Consider the following 14,701-nt stretch of genomic DNA (forward strand, 5'->3'; position numbering starts at 1 on the left):
TACACCCCTTTTCACTGGAGGAAATAAGCGCCCTTATCCACAAACGGCGGCTCCCCCTGTCCGTTTTGCTTTAAGATAGGCGCCTTTTTCGCGCTCTTGAACGATCTGTAGGAGCTGCCGCAGGCTGCGAAGGCAATAAGCCTGAAACACCGCAATTCGCAGCCATCGGCAGCTCTTGTCAATATCAGCGCTTTCAACCGGAGTTTTGTACATGACGGCCCCAGCCGACCTTTCGCCTACGCTTCAACTTGCCTGCGACCTGATCCGTCGTCCCTCGGTTACGCCTATTGATGCCGATTGTCAGGCTGTGATGATGCAGCGCCTGGGCGACGCTGGCTTCAAGCTGGAGCCGATGCGTATCGAGGACGTGGATAATTTCTGGGCCAGCCATGGCAACAACGAAGGTCCGGTGCTGTGCTTTGCCGGTCACACCGATGTGGTGCCGACCGGCCCGGTGCAAGCCTGGCAAAACGATCCGTTCGATGCGCTGATCGATGCAAACGGCATGCTGTGCGGGCGTGGCGCAGCCGACATGAAAGGCAGTCTGGCCGCGATGCTGGTGGCTGCCGAGCGTTTCGTCGGCGATCACCCGAATCACAAAGGCAAAGTCACTTTCCTGATCACCAGCGACGAAGAAGGTCCGGCACACCATGGCACCAAAGCCGTGGTCGAGCGCTTGCGCGAGCGCAACGAACGTCTGGACTGGTGCATCGTTGGCGAGCCTTCGAGCACCACGCTGGTGGGCGATGTGGTCAAGAATGGCCGTCGCGGCTCCCTTGGCGCGACGCTGACGGTACGCGGCAAACAGGGTCACGTGGCCTATCCACATCTGGCGCGCAACCCGATTCATCTGGCCGCTCCGGCGCTGGCAGAACTGGCCGCCGAGCATTGGGACGAAGGCAATGATTTCTTCCCTCCGACCAGCTTCCAGATTTCCAACCTGAACTCCGGGACTGGCGCGACCAATGTGATCCCCGGTGATCTGGTGGCGGTGTTCAACTTCCGCTTCTCTACCGAGTCCACCGTCGAGGGCTTGCAACAGCGGGTATCGACCATCCTCGACAAGCATGGCCTGGACTGGCATGTGGACTGGTCGTTGTCCGGTCTGCCGTTCCTCACCGAGCCGGGCGATTTGCTCGATGCGGTCTCGGCGAGCATCAAGGCCGTCACTGGCCGCGAGACCAAAGCTTCCACCAGCGGCGGCACCTCTGACGGGCGTTTCATCGCCACCTTGGGTACACAGGTTGTAGAGCTGGGTCCGGTCAACGCGACGATTCACCAGGTCAACGAGCGCATTCTGGCCAGCGACCTCGACGTGCTGACCGAGATTTACTACCAGACTCTGGTCAAGTTGCTCGCCTGATGCTGACTTGCCCTATCTGCTCTGCACCGCTGACTGCGGTGGACAACGGCGTGGCCTGCCCGGCCAACCACCGCTTCGACCGCGCCCGTCAGGGTTATCTGAACCTGTTGCCGGTACAACACAAGAACAGCCGCGACCCTGGTGACAATCAGGCCATGGTCGAGGCGCGCCGGGATTTCCTCAACGCCGGTCACTACGCCCCCGTGGCCAAGCGTCTGGCGGAGCTGGCCGCGGAGCGTGCTCCGGCGCGCTGGCTGGACATCGGTTGTGGCGAGGGTTATTACACCGCGCAAATCGCCGAAGCCCTGCCGGATGCTGATGGCTATGCACTGGACATCTCCCGCGAAGCGGTGAAACGCGCCTGCCGTCGTAATCCGAAGCTGACCTGGTTGATCGCCAGCATGGCCCGCGTGCCATTGCCGGACGCCAGCTGCCAGTTTCTGGCCAGTGTATTCAGCCCGCTGGACTGGAACGAGGCCAAGCGCCTGCTGACGCCGGGTGGCGGTTTGATGCGGGTCGGCCCGACCAGCGAGCATTTGATGGAACTGCGCGAGCGGCTCTATGACGAAGTACGCGACTATGCCGATGACAAACATCTGGCTCTGGTGCCGGAAGGCATGTCACTGGCTCACAGTGAAACCCTGCGTTTCAAGCTGAGCCTCGTTGACGGTCAGGCCCGCGCCAACCTGCTGGCCATGACGCCTCACGGCTGGCGAGCCAGCGCAGAACGTCGTGCCGATGTCATTGAGCAGGCCGAACCTTTCGAGGTCACCGTTTCCATGCGCTACGATTATTTCGTATTGCAATAACAACCAACGAAGATGCCTGTTAGCGGGCATCCGACTGAATCCGCGAATGGATTTTTTCAATTAATAACGAGGCATCCATGCGCCAACCCGATATCGAGATTTACCTGAAAGACACCGACGCTGATCACAAGGCTATCGCCGAGTGGCTCAACGTTGCACTGGGCCCATGCACCGACTGGGTTCAGAAGGGCCAGACCTGGAAATGTAAGGCGGGCAACGTACCGGTGACTTGGCTGCCAAAAGCAGTGGGCAAGTGGAACAGCCTGCATCTGGACAGCGACAGCACGCCATGGGAAGACGACATCGCCTGCGCCCGCGCTGCATTCGTTGCCCTTAACGTTGAAGTCCGCTGCGCCCCCGGCACCTGGGTTGAAGAAGAAAGCGACGAAACGGCTGATCGCTGGATTCGTATCAGTGCTGATGGCGAAGAAGAGATTACCTGGAAGACGGCGTAAAGCATTCTTTCCTGTGGGCTATTCTATGTTCGCCCGCAAGCTTACGGGCGGCATCGCGCAAATATCTGGAGTGGCGCAAAGTCTGTGGGAGCGAGGCTTGCCCGCGATAAGGCCACTGCAACTATCAGGCCCATTGCGTCCAGCCCCATCGCGGGCAAGCCCGGCTCCCACAGGGATCAATAGCTCTTTTGCCGATACATCGCGGATACGGCACACTAGCCTTCTCGCGGGCCCCGCCCCCTTTTCGCAGATGCCGTATGACCCGTTCTCCGTTCCGCCGCCTTGTATTCGGTACCTTGCGCCGTTTGTTGTATCTCTGGGTTCGTTCCGAGACCATCAATCAGTCGTCGTTCACGCTCAACCTGGATCGCAGCCGCCCGGTGTTTTACGCGTTGCAGTCGCCGTCCATGAGCGATCTGGCGGTGATCGACACTGAATGCCGCAAGGCCGGACTGCCGCGCCCTATCCTGCCGGTATCCGTGGGAGAGCTGGTTGAACCGGCTGCCTACTTCTACCTCACGCCTTCGCCAGACTGGTTGGGCCGACAGGACAAACGCGGCGCGCCGCCGACGCTTGAGCGACTGGTCAGCGCAGTCAGTCAGAACGCGACAGAGGATGCGCAAATCATCCCGGTCAGCGTGTTCTGGGGGCAGTCACCGGATCGTGAGTCCAGCGCCTGGAAGCTGTTGTTTGCTGACAGCTGGGCCGTCACCGGTCGTCTGCGGCGTTTCGTCAGCATCCTGATTCTGGGCCGCAAGACGCGGGTACAGTTCTCTGCACCGATCCACATGCGTGATCTGGTCAATGAAAACAAGGGCTATGAGCTGACCCTGCGTATGGCCCAGCGCCTGCTGCGTACGCACTTCCGCAACCTGAAGACCGCCGTCATCGGCCCCGACGTATCGCACCGACGCAATCTGGTTAATGGTCTGCTCGACGACCCCTTGGTCAAACAGGCCATTCTCGAGGAAGCTGAAAGGGAAAAAATCCCCGAAGCCAAAGCTCGGGACCAGGCGCTGCGCTATGCCAATGAGATCGCTTCGGACTACACCTATTCAGCAATCCGCTTCCTGGAAGTGATTCTGAGCTGGTTCTGGAACAAGATTTACGACGGCATAAAAGTCAGCCATATCGAAGGTGTGAAAGACGTTGCTCAGGGTCACGAGGTCATTTACGTCCCCTGCCATCGCAGCCACATTGATTATCTGTTGCTGTCCTATTTGCTGTTCCGCAACGGCCTGACCCCGCCGCATATCGCGGCGGGCATCAACCTGAACATGCCGGTGATTGGCGGTCTATTGCGTCGTGGCGGGGCATTTTTCATGCGCCGCACGTTCAAGGGCAATCCGCTGTACACCTCGGTGTTCAACGAATATTTGCACACCCTGTTTACCAAGGGTTTCCCGGTGGAGTATTTCGTCGAAGGCGGACGCTCACGCACCGGGCGCATGCTGCAACCCAAAACCGGCATGCTGGCGATTACCCTGCGCAGCTTCCTGCGTAATTCACGAATGCCGATTGTATTTGTGCCGGTGTACATCGGTTACGAGCGTGTACTGGAAGGTCGCACTTACCTGGGCGAGCTGCGCGGGGCGACGAAAAAGAAAGAATCGATCTTCGATATCTTCAAGGTCATCGGCGCGCTCAAGCAGCGCTTCGGTCAGGTCTCGGTCAACTTCGGCGAGCCGATAAAGCTGGCTGAATTCCTCGACAACGAACAACCGGACTGGCGTGAGCAAGAGCTGGGCCCGCAGTTCAAACCGGCCTGGCTGAACGAAACCACCCATCGCCTGGGCGAGCGAGTCGCTCAACACCTGAATGAAGCCGCTGCGATCAATCCGGTGAATCTGGTGGCGCTGGCCCTGCTCTCAACACAGAAACTGGCGCTGGACGATCAAGCCATGGAGCGGGTGCTGGATCTGTACCTGACCCTGTTACGCCGCGTGCCTTACTCGCCGCACACCACCTTGCCGGAAGGCGACGGCCGAGCATTGATTGAACATGTGAAAGACATGAACCTGCTGTCGGAACAGAAGGATGCCTTGGGCAAAATCCTGTACCTGGACGAACAGAACGCGGTATTGATGACCTATTACCGCAACAACGTGCTGCACATCTTTGCCCTGCCCTCGCTGCTGGCCAGTTTCTTCCAGAGTTCGTCGCGCATGAGCCGCGAGCAGATCCTGCGCTACACCCGTGCGCTGTATCCGTATCTGCAGTCGGAGTTGTTCATACGCTGGCCGGTGAATGAGCTGGACGACGTGGTTGATCAATGGCTGCAAGCGTTCGTCGAACAAGGCCTGCTGCGCTTTGAAAACAATGTGTACATGCGCCCGGCGCCAAGCTCTCGTGAGTTCGTTCTGCTGACTCTGTTGTCGCGGGCCATTGCTCAGACCCTGCAGCGCTTCTACATGGCCATCGCCTTGCTGCTCAACAGTGGGCAGAAGACCCTCAGTGCCGAAGAACTGGAAGATCTGTGTACGGTGATGGCCCAGCGGCTATCGATTCTGCACGGCCTGAACGCGCCGGAGTTTTTCGACAAGAGCCTGTTCCGTCACTTCATCCAGACGCTGCTGGACCTGGGCGTACTGCGCAAAGACGCTACCGGCAAGCTCAGCCATCACCCGCTGTTGGGCGAATTGGCGGAAGGTGCCGCCAAGCGCGTTCTGCCTGCCGAAATCCGCCTGTCGATCCGTCAGGTGGCTTTGCATGGCAGTGAAGAAACCAGCGACCCGGAGCCGGCTGAAGAAAGCCGCTAACCTAGTGAATTCAGCTCAGTCAGCCACACTGACTTCCTGATAGGCTCTGTGCAATACCGCGTCGAGGTTCAGCTCGGCGCGGTCTCCGAATCAAGTCAAAGAAAAGGATGCCCTCATGCTTCGTCTCCCCTTTACGTTTGCCAGCCTGTGCGCTGGCTTGATGCTGTCGAGCAGTGTGTTCGCCCTTTCGTTGGGTGATCTCTCGCAATCCGATGCCACCGGCGGCCTGAAAGACGCCCTGACCCAAGGCGCGCAGATCGCCGTCAAGCAGTTGGGTAAACCTGGTGGTTTCAGCAACAACGACGAAGTGCGCATTGAGCTGCCAGGCAATCTCGGCAAAGTCGCAAAAAAGATGAAGCAGTTCGGTATGGGCGCTCAGGTTGATCAACTGGAAACCAGCATGAACCAGGCCGCCGAAGCCGCCGTTCCGCAAGCCCAGGCGTTGCTGGTGGATGCCGTGAAGAAAATGAGCGTGGCTGACGCAAAGGGCATTCTCAGCGGCGGCAAGGATTCCGCGACTCAATACCTGAACAGCAGCAGCCGCGAGCAGATTCGCGCCAAGTTCCTGCCTATCGTCAAACAAGCCACCGACAAGGTTGGCCTGGCACAGAAGTACAACGCCTTCGCCGGTCAGGCGGCAACGTTGGGTGTGCTTGATGCCAAGAGCTCGAACATCGAAAGTTACGTGACCGAACAGGCGTTGAATGGTTTGTTCGAGATGATCGCCAAACAGGAAGAAAGCATCCGCGCCAACCCGGCTGCGGCGGCGACGAGTCTGGCGAAGAAGGTGTTTGGGGCGTTGTAGGAAGCCAGACAAATACTTGATTTGAAATGCCATCCCTTGTGGGAGCTGGGCTTGGTCTGGGCGGCATTCCGACGATACATGAGACGCAGCCGGAAGTCATACCGCGTTATCGTTTATCGTCGGAATGCCGCCCAGACCAAGCTCAGCTCCCACAGGTATGCGCATGGCATGCAATCAGCTTTAATCCACCTTCTTCACCCTGAACCACGCCGCATACAGCGCTGGCAGGAACAGCAGGGTCAGCGCCGTTGCCACAATCAGCCCGCCCATTATCGCCACCGCCATCGGGCCGAAGAAGACGCTGCGTGACAGCGGAATCATCGCCAGCACCGCCGCCAGTGCGGTTAACACGATAGGCCGGAAGCGGCGCACGGTCGCTTCGATAATCGCCGACCACTGATCAAGCCCTCCGGCAATATCCTGCTCAATCTGGTCCACCAGAATCACCGAGTTACGCATGATCATCCCCGACAAGGCAATCGTGCCCAACATGGCAACGAACCCGAATGGCTGATTGAACACCAGCAGAAACAGGGTCACGCCGATCAACCCCAACGGTGCGGTCAGGAACACCATCAACATCCGGGAGAAGCTGCGCAGTTGCAGCATCAGTAAGGTCAGCACCACCACGATGAACAGCGGCACGCCCGCCTTTACCGAATTCTGCCCGCGAGTGGCGTCTTCCACAGTGCCACCAACTTCCAGCAGATAACCGTCTGGCAACTCGTTACGCACATCGGCCAGTGTCGGGAGGATTTGCTGAACCAGCGTCGCAGGCTGTTCCTTGCCGTAAATATCGGCACGGATCGTCACGTTGGGCAGTCGATTACGGTGCCAGATCACGCCCTCTTCGAAACCGTATTCAAGGGTCGCCACCTGTGACAGCGCCACGCTGGTACCGTTTTCAGTCGGTACCGCCAGGCTGGCCAGTGCCCCAAGCTGCTGACGCTCATCAGGCGTGCCACGCAGGAGGATTTCGATCAGTTCATCGTCCTCGCGGTATTGGCTGACGCTGGAGCCGGTCAGCGAACGCTGGAGGAATCTCGACAGTTCAGCGGTCGTGACGCCCAAGGCTCGAGCACGGTCCTGATCCAGATTGAGGAACACCACTTTGCTCGGCTCTTCCCAGTCCAGATGGACGTTGGCAACGTGAGGATTTTCCCGCACCTTGGCCGCGACCTTGCGAGCCAATGCACGAACCTCGTCGATGTGCTCGCCACTGACCCGGAACTGCACCGGATAACCTACGGGTGGGCCGTTTTCAAGCCGCGTAACCCGTGAGCGCAAGGTCGGGAATTGTTCATTGAGGCTGCTGATCAGCCAGGTCCGCAAGGTTTCGCGCTCTTCGATACTTTTCGCCAACACCACAAACTGGGCAAAGCTGGTTGCGGGCAATTGTTGATCAAGGGGCAGATAGAAACGAGGTGAACCGGTCCCGACATAGGACACGTAATTGTCGATCCCCGGATGATCCTTGAGCATCTGTTCCAGACGTTTGACTTGCTCGGCCGTGCTGTTCAGGGAAGCGCCTTCAGTCAGCTTCAGATCCACCATCAGTTCCAACCGACCAGACGCCGGGAAGAACTGCTGCGGGACAAACTTGAACATCACGACCGACAGCACGAACAGCGCCACCGTGGCGAAGATCACTGTTTTGCGCCAGCGCACGCACCAGCCCACCATTGCCCTCACCCGCTGGTAGAACGGCGTACCGTGGGGATCAACTGCATCAGGCCCTGAGCCGTGTTTTTTAGCGTGAATCTTTGCCAGATCGGGTAATAACCGCTCGCCCAGATACGGCACGAACACCACGGCAGCGACCCATGACGCCAGCAGCGCGATGGTCACCACCTGAAAGATCGATCGAGTGTATTCACCGGTGCTCGACTGCGCCGTAGCAATCGGCAAAAAGCCTGCGGCGGTGATCAGCGTGCCGGTGAGCATCGGGAACGCGGTGCTGGTCCAGGCGAAGCTGGCGGCACGCAGCCGGTCGTAGCCCTGCTCCATTTTGATCGCCATCATTTCCACGGCGATGATCGCGTCGTCCACCAGCAAGCCCAGCGCCAATACCAACGCGCCGAGGGAAATCTTGTGCAGGCCAATGCCCAGGTAGTACATGCAGGCAAAGGTCATGGCCAGTACCAGAGGGATCGCTAATGCGACCACCATGCCGGTGCGCATGCCCAGCGAGAAGAAGCTCACCAGCAACACAATCGCCAGCGCTTCAGCCAATACCTGGACGAATTCACCGACCCCGGTTTTCACCGCAGCAGGTTGATCGGAGACTTTACGCAGCTCCATTCCGGCCGGCAGGTTTTTCTGCAGGCGGGCAAACTCGCTCTCAAGCGCCTTGCCCAGCACCAGGATATCGCCGCCCGGTTTCATCGCTACCGCGAGTCCAATCGCTTCTTCACCCATGAATCGCATGCGCGGCGCAGGCGGATCATTGAAGCCGCGATGCACCTCAGCCAGATCGCGGATACGCAGCGTGCGATCACCGACGCGGATGGGGAATTCGCGGATCTCATCGACCGTCTGGAAACGACCGCTGACGCGCAATTGAATACGCTCGCTCGGGGTTTCAAAGAAGCTGGTGGCCGAGATTGCGTTCTGCGCTTCAAGGGCCTGCTGCACGGCTTGTAACGGCAGCCCCAGGGTGGCGAGCTTGACGTTGGATAGCTCGATCCAGATCTTCTCGTCCTGCAAGCCGATCAGTTCGACCTTGCCCACGTCGTTGATGCGTTGCAGTTGAAGCTGGATGCGGTCGGCGTAATCCTTGAGCACGGCATAATCAAAGCCCTTGCCGGACAGTGCGTAGATATTGCCGAACGTGGTGCCGAACTCGTCGTTGAAAAAAGGCCCCTGCACACCCGGCGGCAGGTTTTGACGGATGTCGCCGACCTTTTTGCGGATCTGGTAGAACAGCTCCGGCAGATACGAGGAAAAGATCGAGTCACGAGCGATGAACGTGACCTGGGATTCGCCCGGCCGCGAGAACGACACGATACGGTCGTACTCGCCGGTTTCCATGAGTTTCTTTTCGATGCGATCGGTGACTTGCCGCGCCACTTCCTCTGCGCTGGCGCCGGGCCACAGCGTACGGATCACCATGGCTTTGAAGGTGAACGGCGGGTCTTCGCTTTGGCCTAGCTTGGTGTAGGACAACGCGCCAACAACCGCCAGAACGATCATCAGGTACAGGACGATTTGCCGATTGCGCAGCGCCCATTCGGAGAGATTGAATCGCATCCGTGCTTACTCCTTCGCAGCCAGTTTGACCGCACGGTTTTCACGATCTACAGGGCGCACCTGCTCACCTTCATGCAACACATGCACACCCGCGGCAACGATCCAGTCACTGGCGGCCAGCCCTTCAAGCACCGGCACCGACTCCTGACCATAAGGTCCGAGCCTGACGTTGACGCGCTTGAGGGTGCTGTCGGCCGCGACTCGCCAGACGTAATGGCTGCCGTTTTCCGACGTGACCGCCGAGAGCGGCACCGCCAGTGGCACGGCGTGCTCAGTCTCAATGAACACCCGCGCACTCTGGCCCAACTCGGCAGGCACCTTGCCGCTGGCGAACGCAACACGCGCGGCGAAGGTACGCGAGCGCGGGTCAGCCGCAGGGGACAGCTCTCGAATGCGACCGGGGAAGCGTTGTTCGCGCTGGGTCCATAACTCGACGGTGACGGGCTGACCCGTCTTGAAGCGGGCGAAGTTCTGTTCCGGCAGGCTGATCAGCACTTCCCGCTCACCATCAGCTGCGAGGGTAAAGACCGTTTGCCCGGCAGCTACGACCTGACCGACTTCCACAAGACGCTTGGCCACCACGCCATCCTGAGGCGCGCGCAGCACGGCGTAGCTGGTCTGATTGTCGGCAACGGTCAGCTCGGCCTTGATCTGTTTGAGGCGGGCTTCACCGGAGCGATAGAGGTTTTCGGCGTTGTCGTATTGGGAACGGCTGACCATCTGCCGATCCATCAGCGTCTTGTAACGGTCACGCTCGGAGCGCACCAGCTGCAAATTGGCCTCAGCGGCGGCGACTTGCGCGCGTGTGGCATCCAGTTGCAGGCGCACGTCCTGGGCATCCAGTTCGGCCAATGGCTGATTAGCCTTGACCCGTTGCCCCTCTTCCACGAGACGCTTGCTGACCTTGCCGCCGATCCGGAACGCCAGATCAGGCTCAAAACGCGCGCGGACTTCACCGGGATAGCTGTCCATGGACTGCGCAGATGGCGATGGCTGAATCACCATTGCGGGACGAATCGTGGTCGGTGCAGTTGCCTCCTGACCACAGCCAGACAGCAACGACATCAGCCCTAGAGGCAGGACGAGGCACAGAAGTTTGCGCGACATGGTGAAGCCCTTCGCAAAAGAAGCTTGGAATAATTGTACTGGCGAGTATATTAAAAATTACCAAACTCACCAGTACATTATTAAACGAACATGCCTGACGATTCTCAAAGCAGCTCTCAAAGCAGCTCTCAAACCAACCCCGGGCCCGGCCGACCGAAAGATCAAGCCAAGCGCCAGGCCATTCTCGATGCCGCAAAAGAGTTATTCGTGCGCAATGGCTACGTCAGCACCAGCATGGATGCCGTCGCCGCGGAAGCCGGGGTTTCGAAGCTCACTGTGTACAGCCACTTCAACGACAAGGAGACGCTGTTCACTGCGGCAGTGGTGGCGCGTTGCGAAGAACAGTTGCCGGAATTGTTCGTTGAATTGAACCGCGACTTACCGGCAAAGACCTTGTTGTTGAGCGTTGCGCGGGGGTTTCATGTGTTGATCAACAGCCCGGAATCCATTGAGCTGCATCGTTTAATGGTGACGCTGGGCACTCAGGATCCGAAGCTGTCGCAGATATTTTTCGCGGCGGGGCCGCAGCGGATTCTTCAGGAGACCGAGCGTCTGCTGAAACGTCTGGAGCAGAGCGGGCAACTGAAGTTTGAATCCCCCAGAACCGCTGCCGAGCACTTTCTCAGCCTGATTAAAGGCGTGTGCAATTTCCGCCTGCTGGTAGGTTGCGGCGAACGGCCGGATGAAGCCACAGCCGAAGCGCATGTGCAGGACGTGGTGGGGTTGTTCATGCGGGCGCATTCGGTTTGATCAGGTTCTCTGGATCAAGGTGAATCCGAGGCGGATGCTAAACCGTGGGAGCAGAGCTTGCTCGCGATGCAGGCGTTGCAATGGCTCAGATAAACCCCGTATTCGTTCATCGCGAGCAAGCTCTGCTCCCACAAAGAATCCGCGAATCCGCAACAGCGCAACAGCGCAACAGCAGATAGGTAGCGCGTCGGGAAAGCTGAAATCACACCGACTTCAACGCCTTCTTCGGATAGATGTCATACCGGCTGGATTTGCCATCCAGCGCGTAACTCGGCTTCGGGCCTTCGATACAGGGCGCTTTGCGCGGGCGTTTGACCACCACGCGATGGGTGGCCAATGCCAGTGCCGCTTCCAGCAGCGCAGGCGCATCCATGTCGTCGCCGACCAATGGCCGGAACAGGCGCATTTCTTTCTTCACCAATGCCGTTTTTTCCCGATGCGGGAACATCGGGTCCAGATAGATCACCTGTGGCGGCTCGCCTTCCCAGCCTCGAATCAACTCGATGGAGTTGCCGGTCAGCAAGCGCATCTGGCTGATGATCGAACCCACCTCTCGATCCTGTCGACCACGGTTCAGACCATCCTCGAGCAGCGCAGCAATGATCGGCTGGCGCTCGATCAGGCTCATCTGGCAGCCAAGACTGGCCAGCACGAACGCGTCCTTGCCCAGCCCCGCCGTCGCATCCAGCACTGACGGCCGCACGCCGGGCTGGATGCCCACCGCTTTAGCAATCATCTGCCCACTGCCGCCACCAAACAAGCGTCGATGGGCCACCGCTCCCTCGACGAAATCCACCCGCACCGGGCCTGGCGCGTCATCACTCAGTTGCTGCAATTGCAGACCGTCATCCGTCACCTGCAAGGCGAAATCGGCATCGGCGTCCTCCAATGGCAGATTCAGACGCTGCGCCCATTGCACGACCTGCTCCTGACTCTGGGTACCGGGGGGGCTACCAAGGGCTTCGACCCGGATGCGACTGCCCGCTTGCTGCTCACTCATTGTGTCCACACGCTCAAAAAGTGTTAATGATCGGCAAAATCTGCCGATAAAGAAGTATCAGGCATTCTGCCAGACCTACGACGTGTAACGATCGATATGTCAGACATTCAGCAATCATCCATAGGTTATCTAACGCACGCAGGTGATTTTACCCTGCGTAACAGCCGGGCTCTGGGCGGTGTTACCCAGATCTGGTCGGATGCGTTTGCCCGTGTGATGGCTGAACAACTGCGCGATACAACGGCTGAACCCGTTGATCCAGCCAGCGTCGCGACTGATATTGCCACTGGCGAGCCTGTTGCCGGTGCGCGCACTCTGGGCAAGATCGTCGAGCAGCGCGCCTGCCCGGTTGAAGACATGCCGCGCATTCCTGCCGAGCCGCTCTTTCTGCCGATCGCTGAATTCGAACTCGACCTGCTGCCTCCTCCGAACGAACCATTCAGCATTGCCGAGATGATCGCGCAGCAACGCAATCTGGAATTCGACAGCGAGTGGGTTCGTCCAAACGTACTCAATCCTTACGATGACAGCGTGATTCCAGGTCCGGGCCCTCAGCCTCGTCCGCTGCACTTGCCAATCGCCGAATTCGAATGGGACCTGGCCGACAAGCCTGCCCTGCCACTGGATGACGACACCATGGTCGCCCAGCAACGTGCCCTGAACTTCGACATGGGCTGGGCCCGTCCAATCATTCTGCAAAACCTGCGTATGGCGGCTTGATTTTGATCCACATGCGGACTGGAATGCGTTCAATATGTGGGAGCTGGGCTTGCCCGCGATGAGGCCAGACGCGATTCACTTTAGATAGGGTCCAGCCTCATTGCGGGCAAGCCCAGCTCCCACAGAGATTACACTTCAAATATCTTTCAGCGACAAACCCGCCAGGCGCCCATATCCAGATGAAAATGGTTCTGATGGGCCGCGTTGTAATCCGGCCCTAATACTGTGTTGAAATTCCTGCAGGCGCCATCGCGGACCTCACGCAAGAACCGGCCCTTGTCGCCTTCGTTTTTCCAGTCCCGCAACAGGTTGATCCGCTGCCCATCGGCCAGACGGAAGCCAGCGATGTCCAAGGCATTTGCACTCGCATGCTGGCTCAGCCGCCCACTGCTTCGGCCGTAAACGTTGCGGCAGGCAAAACTGCCCAAATGATCGATACGCGTCACTCGCTGCCCAAACACCGCCTGAGCAGTTGGCTGCAACGTATGCACTTCAAACAGCGCATATGCCACCGCCAATGGACAACTGGCAAGGAAACTGCTGCTTAGCGCCACCTCACCGCCCTGTACTCGCCGCACACCATTGAGCGGGCAATCGGCAGAAGCGGGACTGTCGGCTTGACGGCTGAAGCGCAGATTTGATGAACCCAGCACCTGATCGCACAGCTGCGGATCATTCTTGACGCGCGACAGCTTCCAAGAGGTCAGAAAGTTGGGTTCAGCCTGAATGTCCAATGGCGCCCAGGGATTCCATTGCGCAGGGACCTCGACCCAGCCTCGCCATACCGCAGCGACGGCGCCAGCACAGAGCAGCAGGAAAACCAGAAACAGCGTCGAGCCCCGCACCTTCAGCCCTTGAACAGCGCATTGAGTTGAGCAAACGGCAGCGCCTGCTCAGCGTAGGTAAACGTCCCGTGCTGACGAATTTCTTCTGCAGCGCGATACAAGCCACCCAACGCCGCACGCGCGAGAGATGAGCCCACGCTGATGCGTTTGACCCCGCATTCACTGAGCTCAGCGACGGAAAGCGTGACTCCGCCCAGCCCCATCAACACATTGACCGGCTTGGGCGCGACAGCCCGGACCACCGCGATAACCTCTTCGCGAGTGCGCAGGCCGGGCGCGTACAGCACGTCAGCTCCGGCATCAGCGTAGGCCTTGAGCCTGTTCAACGTGTCAGCAAAATCCATCCGGTCGTTGAGCAGGTTCTCCGCACGGGCGGTCAGCATGAACGGGAACGGCAAGCTGCGTGCAGCCAGTACCGCAGCCCGGACCCGCGCCACGGATAACTCGAAATCGTAAATTGGCTGGTCGGTCTTGCCAGTGGCGTCTTCGATAGAGCCGCCAACGATGCCGGTCTGCGCCGCAGCCAACAAGTTGGTTGCACAGTCTTCCGGGCTGTCAGCAAAACAATTTTCGAGATCGGCAGCGACAGGCAGGTCGGTTGCGGCAACAATCGTACGGATATTTTCCAGCGACTCGGCAAAGCTCAGCGCACCTTCGGCATCTGCGCGGCCCAGAGCGAATGCCAAACCCGCACTGGTCGTGGCCAATGCCTGGAAGCCCATGGAGGCCAACAGTTTGGCCGAACCTGCGTCCCACGGATTGGGAATCACAAAAGCATGATCACGCTCGTGCAGTGCCTTGAAAGTTTGTGCGCGAAGAAGCTGTTGCGAATCCATTGC

General features: G+C 59.0%; 12 protein-coding genes. 7 read left to right on the forward strand and 5 right to left on the reverse strand.

Annotated elements, in window-relative coordinates; all coding sequences use genetic code 11:
- The first annotated feature begins 211 nt into the window (after positions 1–211).
- From dapE to ABRP31_RS20480, 5 genes are all read left to right on the forward strand, one after another.
- Complete coding sequence (dapE, locus tag ABRP31_RS20460) at positions 212–1,363, forward strand: succinyl-diaminopimelate desuccinylase (RefSeq protein WP_349970313.1); 1,152 nt, start codon at positions 212–214, stop codon at positions 1,361–1,363.
- Positions 1,363–2,172 (forward strand): putative RNA methyltransferase, encoded by an 810-nt coding sequence (locus ABRP31_RS20465; RefSeq protein ID WP_349970314.1) that lies wholly within the window; start codon positions 1,363–1,365, stop codon positions 2,170–2,172. Before dapE ends, ABRP31_RS20465 begins: the two co-directional genes overlap by 1 nt.
- A gap of 77 nt (positions 2,173–2,249) precedes the next feature.
- The gene (locus ABRP31_RS20470) at positions 2,250–2,627 is read left to right on the forward strand and encodes a hypothetical protein (protein ID WP_349970316.1); all 378 of its coding nucleotides are present in this window, start codon (positions 2,250–2,252) and stop codon (positions 2,625–2,627) included.
- Positions 2,628–2,884: 257 nt separating this feature from the next.
- On the forward strand, positions 2,885–5,386 hold the full coding sequence (plsB, locus tag ABRP31_RS20475) for a glycerol-3-phosphate 1-O-acyltransferase PlsB (protein ID WP_349970318.1): 2,502 nt from the start codon (positions 2,885–2,887) through the stop codon (positions 5,384–5,386).
- Positions 5,387–5,501: 115 nt separating this feature from the next.
- Positions 5,502–6,191 carry a DUF4197 domain-containing protein gene (locus ABRP31_RS20480; RefSeq protein WP_349970319.1) on the forward strand — a complete coding sequence of 230 codons (690 nt, stop codon included), beginning with the start codon at positions 5,502–5,504 and terminating at the stop codon, positions 6,189–6,191.
- Positions 6,192–6,371: 180 nt separating this feature from the next.
- Here the strand turns inward: ABRP31_RS20480 and ABRP31_RS20485 are convergent, their stop codons facing one another.
- Both ABRP31_RS20485 and ABRP31_RS20490 read right to left on the reverse strand, forming a co-directional pair.
- Entirely contained in the window at positions 6,372–9,440 is a 3,069-nt protein-coding gene (locus ABRP31_RS20485) for an efflux RND transporter permease subunit (RefSeq protein ID WP_349970320.1), read from the reverse strand.
- 6 nt (positions 9,441–9,446) lie between these two features.
- Positions 9,447–10,547, reverse strand: coding sequence for an efflux RND transporter periplasmic adaptor subunit (locus tag ABRP31_RS20490; protein WP_349970322.1), 1,101 nt, complete (start codon positions 10,545–10,547; stop codon positions 9,447–9,449).
- 90 nt (positions 10,548–10,637) lie between these two features.
- Between ABRP31_RS20490 and ABRP31_RS20495 the strand changes: the two genes are divergently transcribed.
- Positions 10,638–11,297: a TetR/AcrR family transcriptional regulator gene (locus tag ABRP31_RS20495; RefSeq protein ID WP_349970324.1), complete on the forward strand. Its 660-nt coding sequence runs from the start codon at positions 10,638–10,640 to the stop codon at positions 11,295–11,297.
- Between the two features lie 202 nt (positions 11,298–11,499).
- On the opposite strand, the gene ABRP31_RS20500 is transcribed toward ABRP31_RS20495, so the two are convergent.
- Positions 11,500–12,297: a class I SAM-dependent methyltransferase gene (locus tag ABRP31_RS20500; RefSeq protein WP_349970325.1), complete on the reverse strand. Its 798-nt coding sequence runs from the start codon at positions 12,295–12,297 to the stop codon at positions 11,500–11,502.
- A 96-nt stretch (positions 12,298–12,393) separates the two neighbouring features.
- Between ABRP31_RS20500 and ABRP31_RS20505 the strand changes: the two genes are divergently transcribed.
- Entirely contained in the window at positions 12,394–13,017 is a 624-nt protein-coding gene (locus tag ABRP31_RS20505) for an energy transducer TonB (RefSeq protein WP_349970327.1), read from the forward strand.
- Positions 13,018–13,163: 146 nt separating this feature from the next.
- Here the strand turns inward: ABRP31_RS20505 and ABRP31_RS20510 are convergent, their stop codons facing one another.
- A complete protein-coding gene (locus ABRP31_RS20510) occupies positions 13,164–13,862 on the reverse strand; it encodes an extensin family protein (RefSeq protein WP_349970328.1) in 699 nt (232 codons plus the stop codon).
- Between the two features lie 2 nt (positions 13,863–13,864).
- On the reverse strand, positions 13,865–14,698 hold the full coding sequence (locus ABRP31_RS20515) for an isocitrate lyase/phosphoenolpyruvate mutase family protein (RefSeq protein ID WP_349970329.1): 834 nt from the start codon (positions 14,696–14,698) through the stop codon (positions 13,865–13,867).
- Positions 14,699–14,701 lie beyond the last annotated feature (3 nt).

The sequence above is a fragment of the Pseudomonas caspiana genome, from assembly GCF_040224095.2.
GTDB classification, from domain to species: Bacteria; Pseudomonadota; Gammaproteobacteria; order Pseudomonadales; family Pseudomonadaceae; genus Aquipseudomonas; species Aquipseudomonas caspiana.

Excerpts from the sequence above, each read along its gene's own strand:
- ABRP31_RS20480 (WP_349970319.1), top strand. The coding sequence starts at position 5,502 with ATGCTTCGTCTCCCCTTTACGTTTGCCAGCCTGTGCGCTGGCTTGATG.
- ABRP31_RS20465 (WP_349970314.1), top strand. The coding sequence starts at position 1,363 with ATGCTGACTTGCCCTATCTGCTCTGCACCGCTGACTGCGGTGGACAAC.
- ABRP31_RS20505 (WP_349970327.1), top strand. The coding sequence starts at position 12,394 with ATGTCAGACATTCAGCAATCATCCATAGGTTATCTAACGCACGCAGGT.
- ABRP31_RS20490 (WP_349970322.1), bottom strand. The coding sequence starts at position 10,547 with ATGTCGCGCAAACTTCTGTGCCTCGTCCTGCCTCTAGGGCTGATGTCG.
- dapE (WP_349970313.1), top strand. The coding sequence starts at position 212 with ATGACGGCCCCAGCCGACCTTTCGCCTACGCTTCAACTTGCCTGCGAC.
- ABRP31_RS20485 (WP_349970320.1), bottom strand. The coding sequence starts at position 9,440 with ATGCGATTCAATCTCTCCGAATGGGCGCTGCGCAATCGGCAAATCGTC.
- ABRP31_RS20495 (WP_349970324.1), top strand. The coding sequence starts at position 10,638 with ATGCCTGACGATTCTCAAAGCAGCTCTCAAAGCAGCTCTCAAACCAAC.
- plsB (WP_349970318.1), top strand. The coding sequence starts at position 2,885 with ATGACCCGTTCTCCGTTCCGCCGCCTTGTATTCGGTACCTTGCGCCGT.
- ABRP31_RS20515 (WP_349970329.1), bottom strand. The coding sequence starts at position 14,698 with ATGGATTCGCAACAGCTTCTTCGCGCACAAACTTTCAAGGCACTGCAC.
- ABRP31_RS20500 (WP_349970325.1), bottom strand. The coding sequence starts at position 12,297 with ATGAGTGAGCAGCAAGCGGGCAGTCGCATCCGGGTCGAAGCCCTTGGT.
- ABRP31_RS20470 (WP_349970316.1), top strand. The coding sequence starts at position 2,250 with ATGCGCCAACCCGATATCGAGATTTACCTGAAAGACACCGACGCTGAT.